The sequence below is a fragment of the Patescibacteria group bacterium genome, assembly GCA_038065255.1.
In the GTDB taxonomy this organism is placed as follows: Bacteria; Patescibacteriota; Patescibacteriia; order JACQRZ01; family JACQRZ01; genus JBBTRI01.
Genome location: JBBTRI010000012.1, coordinates 20,681 through 28,068, shown reverse-complemented (window position 1 = coordinate 28,068; position 7,388 = coordinate 20,681). Strand labels below are relative to the sequence as shown.

The window sequence follows — 7,388 nt, the reverse complement described above, 5'->3', positions numbered from 1 at the left end:
ATTTTTGATATTTCAAATCCTGCGTCACCAACAAGTGTAGGAACAGTTGCAACAGCAACACGCCCTATTATGGTGGAGGTTAACGGACGGCATGCCTATGTGCCCAATTTGACATCAGCGACACTGCAAGTTTTTGATATAGGTGGATCATATATTCAGCAACTTGAGTCTGGCGGACTTGAGCTGGCACAGGCGCAAGTACGAAATAATCTTACAATCAATAATGATCTTTCAGTGCAAGGAGGGATGAATATTGGATTGGGTGGTATGTATTCTGCTGGTCCGGTGACTCTTAGCGGTCTTACACTTGTGAGTCTCGATTCAATGTTCAGTGTGCGTAATTCTGTCGGAACCTCTCTCCTCACTATAGCAAATGACGGATTTTTCATGCTTGGAAAATCTCTCACCTCGGGCTACGCCATTGAATTTGCTCGTGGAGCCGATCGCACAATAGGTGTTGAGAGTGGAACTGCGGCAGGACAAAATCTTACTCTTGCCGCAGGAAATAATGGCGGCGGAACAAATCTTGCCGGTGGCGATGCTCATCTTAACAGCGGGGACAGCACAGGAAATACGGCTTCGAAAATTATTATTCAAACTCCGCAAACAGGAGCCTCAGGCAGTGGAGTAAATAGCTTTGCGCCAATGTTTGAATTCGCACGGGGACATCTTGCAACAATAAACTATTCCGGTGGGGGCAACTCTCCAACAGTCAGTTGCAGTGGAACTGCCGCAACGCTCGATACGGGGAGTAATGATATCGCCGGAAAAGCAACGCTTCCTACCGGAGCAGGATCATCGTGTACGCTTACGTTTGCGCGAACCTACACTAATGCGCCGGGCTGCACCATCATGTACGAGGGGGCAGCGCTTGCAGTAACTGTACAGCTCAACAGCGGTACCGGCATCCTTATAAGCTCAGGAATAACTGTCACTGGGAGTCTTTCTTCATTCACGACAGAATTAGCAGTCGGTGACACCATCCTTGCCGGAGGGCAGAGTAGGGTTGTTGCGTCAATTGCAAATAGCACGTCACTTACAACAACATCTGCTTTTTCTCCAACACTTGGAGGAGTTCCTTTTACCATACAGCACGGGCGCTCGCTTAAAATACAGTTTAGTCCGACACCATCGGTTGGTGACAAATTTTCATGGCTCTGCATAGGACAGGGAAGCCAATAACATTCATGGTATGTGTTAAGAAAAAACACCCTACACTATCTCGCAAAAATCGTACTCAGGAGGCCATCGCAAAGGATGGTTGTGTTTTTATCTGACATTCTCTGTGATATCAAAGATTTTGCATACTCTTGCGTCAAGCCCGTAAAAGATGTGTGGCACGACAGCAGAGATGCGCTTAGCGAGTATTCCAAAAAGCGATTGTATAAAAAAATACATCAATCAATCCTTCGCTCCCATTCGAAATCTCCATCATTATTTACGCTCACCCGGCGCGGTATCCATTGGCTCACCTATCATGTCGCTCGTTTTGAAGCGCTTCATCAAACTCCCCATGTTTCGCGAGAATTAATCCTGAAGGAGCTGCTACCCAAAGCTACAGGAGGCGCTCCATTCTTGGCTTCCCTGCCCGCAATTACCTCCAATCCAATTGCCATTGGAGCGACAGCCATTGGCGCAACGGTTGGCATGTTTGCAGTATGCAAAACATGCCGAGTAAAAACATGTGGGTTCTGCGAAAAGCTCTTCCATCTAACAAGGGGCATTGGTGCCCAAACACGGCAGGATATAGCGCTCATTGGAAGTTTTTTTGCCAGAATAATTCGGGTGGCGAATTCTTTTCATATTCCAATACCACACATTACCGTGCCGCAATTAGCACTTCCAACAATTACGTTACCCAAAATATCGCTTCCGGGCATACGCCTTCCTCGCATTCGTATACCTGTATTTGCAAAAAACTATATCCCGTTTGAAGAAACAGCTTCTAGTGTACTGGCAATACTAGTAAAGCTCTCGCGCATATGTATCCGACTTGGTGCACTTAAACTGCCCCGTTTTGCATTGCCATCATTTCATCTGCCCCACATTCGTTTATCTCTGCATATCCCGCAATTTAAACCACCACACATTCGCTTACCGCGATTTGCCACAAAGTTTCGCACACCCACCCTTACGTTGCCCCATTTCTCATTGCAGCACTGGCTCTTTCAGCTCAAAAATTGGTATTCAAATTTTCTTTTAAAAAAATTTGATAGCGCCTCTCTACCGCCAATACAGCACCATACCAACGGCCCAAAAAAAATGTCTTTTTTTAGAAAATACTATGTAACAGAAGTGATTGTTCTTGCAATCATCTTTGGGACTGTAGGTATATTCATGAGTATCTATGCCGATACTGCATCAAATAGGGCGAATATGCCAATCATCTACCAGGGTCGCCTCATGGATGCGAGCTATGTCCCGGTATCAGATAATAATACATACTATTTTCGATTTAAAATAACAACTGCTAGTGATGGAACGGGTTGTGTGTGGGCAACGGGAAGCTGTGGAACACCCGCCTCTATTACAGCTGCAGTGAGTCGGGGGCTTTTTACAGTCGTTCTCGGAACAGGAACTGGAAATAACTCCTCTCTTTCAGGAATTAATTTTGATACCAATACTCATTATCTTGAAGCGACTGTCTGTGGCACGACCGATTCGGGTTGCCAAACGCTTACGCCGCGCAAACAAATCGGTGGAGTGACCTATTCATACAATTCTGACTTGCTTGATGGACTCAATTATGATGATTTTCTCTTACGTAGCCCGACGACAAACGCCCAAACGCTTACGTTTACCGGGACAACTACCGACGCACTCACGGTAAATGCCACATCTCTTACATCGGGTACCGTTCTTATGCTCACAGGACCATCAAGCGGCACGGTGGGTGTGACTGATGCGATACTTAAGATTACTTCTGACGTTGGAAATATTGGTACAACAAATGGTCTGATCTCATCAACTGCTACGATTGATAGTACGGCAGCAAGCGCAAGTGCAGTCAATCTCTACCTTAGCACTATTAATTCAAATGCCACGGAGGCAAATAGCGTCTACGGAATCTATGCAACATCAACTGATGCAGTAGCTTTGGGAAATACAAATTACGGCATCTATAACACTGTCGGTAATACTGGCGCGCTTACAAGCGGCACAAAGACGCTCTACGGAAACTATACCTCTGTTTCTGGAACGCTTGCAGGAAGCGGGGGAAGTACCAATGTCTACGGCAACTATATTACAACAACCGCTACACATCCCAATGACGCAGGCACCGTAAATAACTACGGCCTCTATATTGCAAACGGAACATCTTCCACTAATGGCAGCTCAACAAAATACGGGCTCTACATCGCAGAACCGACGGGAGCAGATACCAATTATGGAGCAATCGTTGCCGGAGGGAATGTCGGGATTGGGACGACTGCGCCATCGACATCCTTATACATACTATCTCCAAATACAGTGACTGAGAGTTACGGCAATTTAACTGTAATGACAAATGATTCAGCCGCCATAAATAAGGGCGGACAAATTACGCTGGGCGGTTATTATAGCGGTACAACCACAATTGCTAATTATGGAACCATCGCTGGAAGAAAAGAGAACTCCACTGCAGATAATTATAATGGCTATCTGGCTCTCGGGACTTCTCTTCACGGTACTGGGAATGTTCAGCGCATGACCATTCTAAGCTCTGGTGTCGTAACGATTGGTGGGACAACGAATACTGCGTATGGTCGGTTGGGACAGTTATTTGAAGTCAACACGTTATCCAATTACGGTGGTGTAGCTCTAAGCACATGGTCTACAACAGATGATGAGGCTTCACTTCTAGATCTCAATAAATCTGGCGCGGCCGCAATCGGCACACTAACAACAGCGGTAGTGAACGGGGAGCGGCTTGGCACTATTGCCTTCCGCGGTTCAGACGCCACCGATCTGGAGGTTGCCGCGCAAATAAAAGGAATGGTCGATAACACCGTTGCGAATAATCAAGTGCCGGGAAGGTTGGAGTTTCACACCGCGAGTTCAGCGGGTACACTTACTCAGAGAATGACCATCCTCAATAGCGGTGAATTGATCGTCGGTGGCACAACGAATGCAACGTACGATGGTGGAAGATCTCTAATTGAAGTTAATAAATCTGCAAATTCCGCGGGTCTATCGTTAAACACATGGAGTGAGACTGGAACAGATGAAGGTCTTCTTGATTTTCTTCGAAGCAAATCAGCTACCATTGGCGCCCATACGGCAATGGCGAGTGGAGATATTCTTGGTGGTATTTATTTTAGAGGATCTGATGGTGGGACGACATTTCGTTCTGCGGTAGCCATTGAAGTAGCGGTTGATGGAGCAGTTACTGGAGGTGGGGCGGCGGATATGCCAGGACGCATAATGTTTTACACCTCGCCTGACGGAACAGCAACCCTTGCGGAACGACTAAGAATCGATAGTGCCGGCAACGTCGGCATTGGAATGACCCCAAGTGCGGTGCTTGACGTCACGCAAGGGACGGTTGGTAATCAAATACTCGGCCTCACGTCAACCGCAACGAATGACGATCCGAATTATAAAGTGTATCAGGGGAGACAACAAATCATAGGGGATGGCACACCTGGCACTACTGCCGATCTCAATACAATAACTATTACCCAAGACAACACCTTTTTTATCGAGGCGCGTGTAATCGGAAGAGCGGTGAGTGGAGCAGGTTGTACCGAGGATGATGGCGCAACCTATATCCTTCGTGGAGGATATAACAATCCAACTGGAACCGCAGCCGCACTTGATGGAACATCTCCACAGGCTACTTTTACCAGTGAAACGGTTGGTGCATGGACAAACCCCACGTTAGTTATATCAAGTGGAACTGTTATTTTGCGCGTAACTGAGGTTACAAACTGCACTATCACATGGCATAGCACTGTCACAGTGAGCAATGTAGGATCATAATAAAAAGAGGGGCTGAATAAGTGCCCCTTAAATTAGATTTTTTCCAGAGAAATGCGATATAGATGATATCGTCCCTGATCGTCTTTCGTGATCGGAATAACACGCTGATGAAGTGGATCAAAAACCCACACAACGCGATCTCCTTTTACTACATCAACTTGAAGTGATGAAAATTCGCCTGCATTTTTCCTTTTGACTTGAGGAGTATTCCCGCGCAACCAGAATGTCATCTCCCTTGTTATGAGCGCGATTGTATTTAGGTATCGAGGAGGGAAATTGCTTACGCCCAGTGAATTCGGAATAGATGTGGTCGCCTCTCCCTCTGTATAGACAGGATTAAGTACCATTTCACGCTTTTCCCAATTGATGCTAGAAACAGGGCCAACAGAATCTGTCGCATTAACTGACTGAAAGAGTATTTCATGCTTTTCCTCAAATGATTCCCCTTGAGGACTTACAAGATTTTCTTTCTCCCACACCTTGCCAGCTTCATCGTGTGAATAGATGCCGTTCACATCGCCGCTGAATACCGCCGTAAGCCGCTGTTTCAAATACGACCAGACGACATCTTGCACTTCCACCGACGCACTGCCGATCGATCCGTCGGCAAGCCGCAAAGGAATGCGGCCGGAGAATTCGCCAACAACTTCATCGAAGGAGGTATCTACTCGTTCGGAAGCCGAAGCCTGCGCGCTGGACGAAGCGATGGTATCTGCCGTTTTTTTCAGATCATCCGCCGACTTCTTGAGGTCATCAGCGGCTTTTTTCAAATCTTCCTTGCCCGGGGCGGGATCATTGGCAATGATAACCGCAGATCCCGTCGCGGTTAAGCTCGCTGATGCGGTATTATTTGAAAGGAAATTAATGGTCGATGGAAGCTCGCAACCGGAAATGATTCCCAATAATACACTGATTGTTAAGGCTCTATACCAAATACTACTATTCATCTGGACTCTCTCCATCATTCATGGTAGCACAAAGCTTATAGACAACACCTCAAAAAGTCAGGTAACTTCACTCTCTATTGCATTCTATTTTTAAATGAACTATAATTAAAGTTGTGTTGAATTATAGTTTTACTCTGCATTTTTATGTATATTCAAAGGAAAATAGAAGATACCATTTTACGCTATATACACTCAAGAGAGATTATTGCCGTCGTCGGATCGCGCCAAGCCGGTAAAACGACCCTTATCCAACACATCCTCTCATCCAAAAAGGGGTGTGTTGCCGTTACATTTGATGATAAAGATGTTCTTGATCTTTTTGAGCGAAATATAAAGGAATTTATCACGACATACGTCAAGGGGAATGATATTCTTTTTATTGATGAATTTCAGTATGCAAAACAGGGAGGGAAGCATCTTAAATTTATTTATGATACGGAATCTATAAAGATTATCATTTCGGGATCGTCGGCTCCGGAACTCACCGTGCAGGCGTCAAAATATCTTGTTGGAAGAATCCTGACATTTTCTCTCTATCCATTTGATTTCGAAGAGTTTTTAACAGCACGGGGTACACAAGCGCTTATGCTCTACCGAAAGCATGTGATAACAATAGGGGGTGAAAACAACGATACTCCACCAGCAGTGCATAGTCTCCTTGCTCCGCTCTATGAGGAGTATCTTCTCTATGGCGGCTATCCTCGCATTGTACTAGAGCAAGACCTGTCTGCAAAAAAAATGCTTCTGAAAAATATCGCATCGACTTTTTTCATCCGAGAGGTGAGCGATTATCTGGGACTTATTGATGATCATCACATCAATTCGCTTATCAAAGCACTCGCATTACAGATTGGAAATCTGATCGAATACAACGAATTGTCGCGCATTTCAGAAACGTCATATCCTACTTTGAAAAAGTACTGCACGTTTCTTGAAAAAACCTATATCTGTACATTTATTAAGCCTTTTTTTAAGAATAAGTGTACAGAAATCGTAAAAAATCCAAAGGTCTATTTTGTTGATACCGGCCTTCGAAATATACTCGTTAATGATTTTCGAGCGCTCAACGAAAGGACTGATTCGGGAGCATTACTTGAAAATGGGGTGGCGTTATCATTTCTTAAAAAAGAAATTTCCGTCCGCTACTGGAGAGATAAACGTGGCAATGAGATAGATTTTGTTATTTCTCCGGAAGAGTACAGCGCTATCGGTATTGAGGTCAAAAAAACACAGCACAGACAAAGACCGTCCGCATCGCGCATTTTTCAAGGCAGCTATCCGAATATACCATTATATACGGTATCTTTTGACAAGAGAAGAGAGCGAGAGGCATACACCATCCCCCTAATATCTGCTCTGATATGCGTTTATCGCCAAAGTACCAATATAGTAAGACCTATCCACTTCACAAAATAGAATATACCGCTATACTAATCTATGTGTATTCTGTTTTAGTCTTTTTTTATTACTCATTAATCA

At 44.9% G+C, this 7,388-nt stretch carries 4 protein-coding genes; 3 read left to right on the top strand and 1 reads right to left on the bottom strand.

Features of this window, described 5'->3' with window-relative positions:
• Both AAB400_03675 and AAB400_03670 read left to right on the top strand, forming a co-directional pair.
• The coding region (locus AAB400_03675; protein MEK7648986.1) for a hypothetical protein at positions 1 to 1,182 on the top strand (1,182 nt) is incomplete at its 5' end.
• 75 nt (positions 1,183 to 1,257) lie between these two features.
• Positions 1,258 to 4,962 (top strand): hypothetical protein, encoded by a 3,705-nt coding sequence (locus AAB400_03670; protein MEK7648985.1) that lies wholly within the window; start codon positions 1,258 to 1,260, stop codon positions 4,960 to 4,962.
• Positions 4,963 to 4,994: 32 nt separating this feature from the next.
• Here the strand turns inward: AAB400_03670 and AAB400_03665 are convergent, their stop codons facing one another.
• Complete coding sequence (locus AAB400_03665; GenBank protein MEK7648984.1) at positions 4,995 to 5,909, bottom strand: hypothetical protein; 915 nt, start codon at positions 5,907 to 5,909, stop codon at positions 4,995 to 4,997.
• Between the two features lie 144 nt (positions 5,910 to 6,053).
• On the opposite strand from AAB400_03665, the gene AAB400_03660 reads away from it, so the two are divergent.
• Entirely contained in the window at positions 6,054 to 7,325 is a 1,272-nt protein-coding gene (locus tag AAB400_03660) for an ATP-binding protein (GenBank protein MEK7648983.1), read from the top strand.
• Positions 7,326 to 7,388 lie beyond the last annotated feature (63 nt).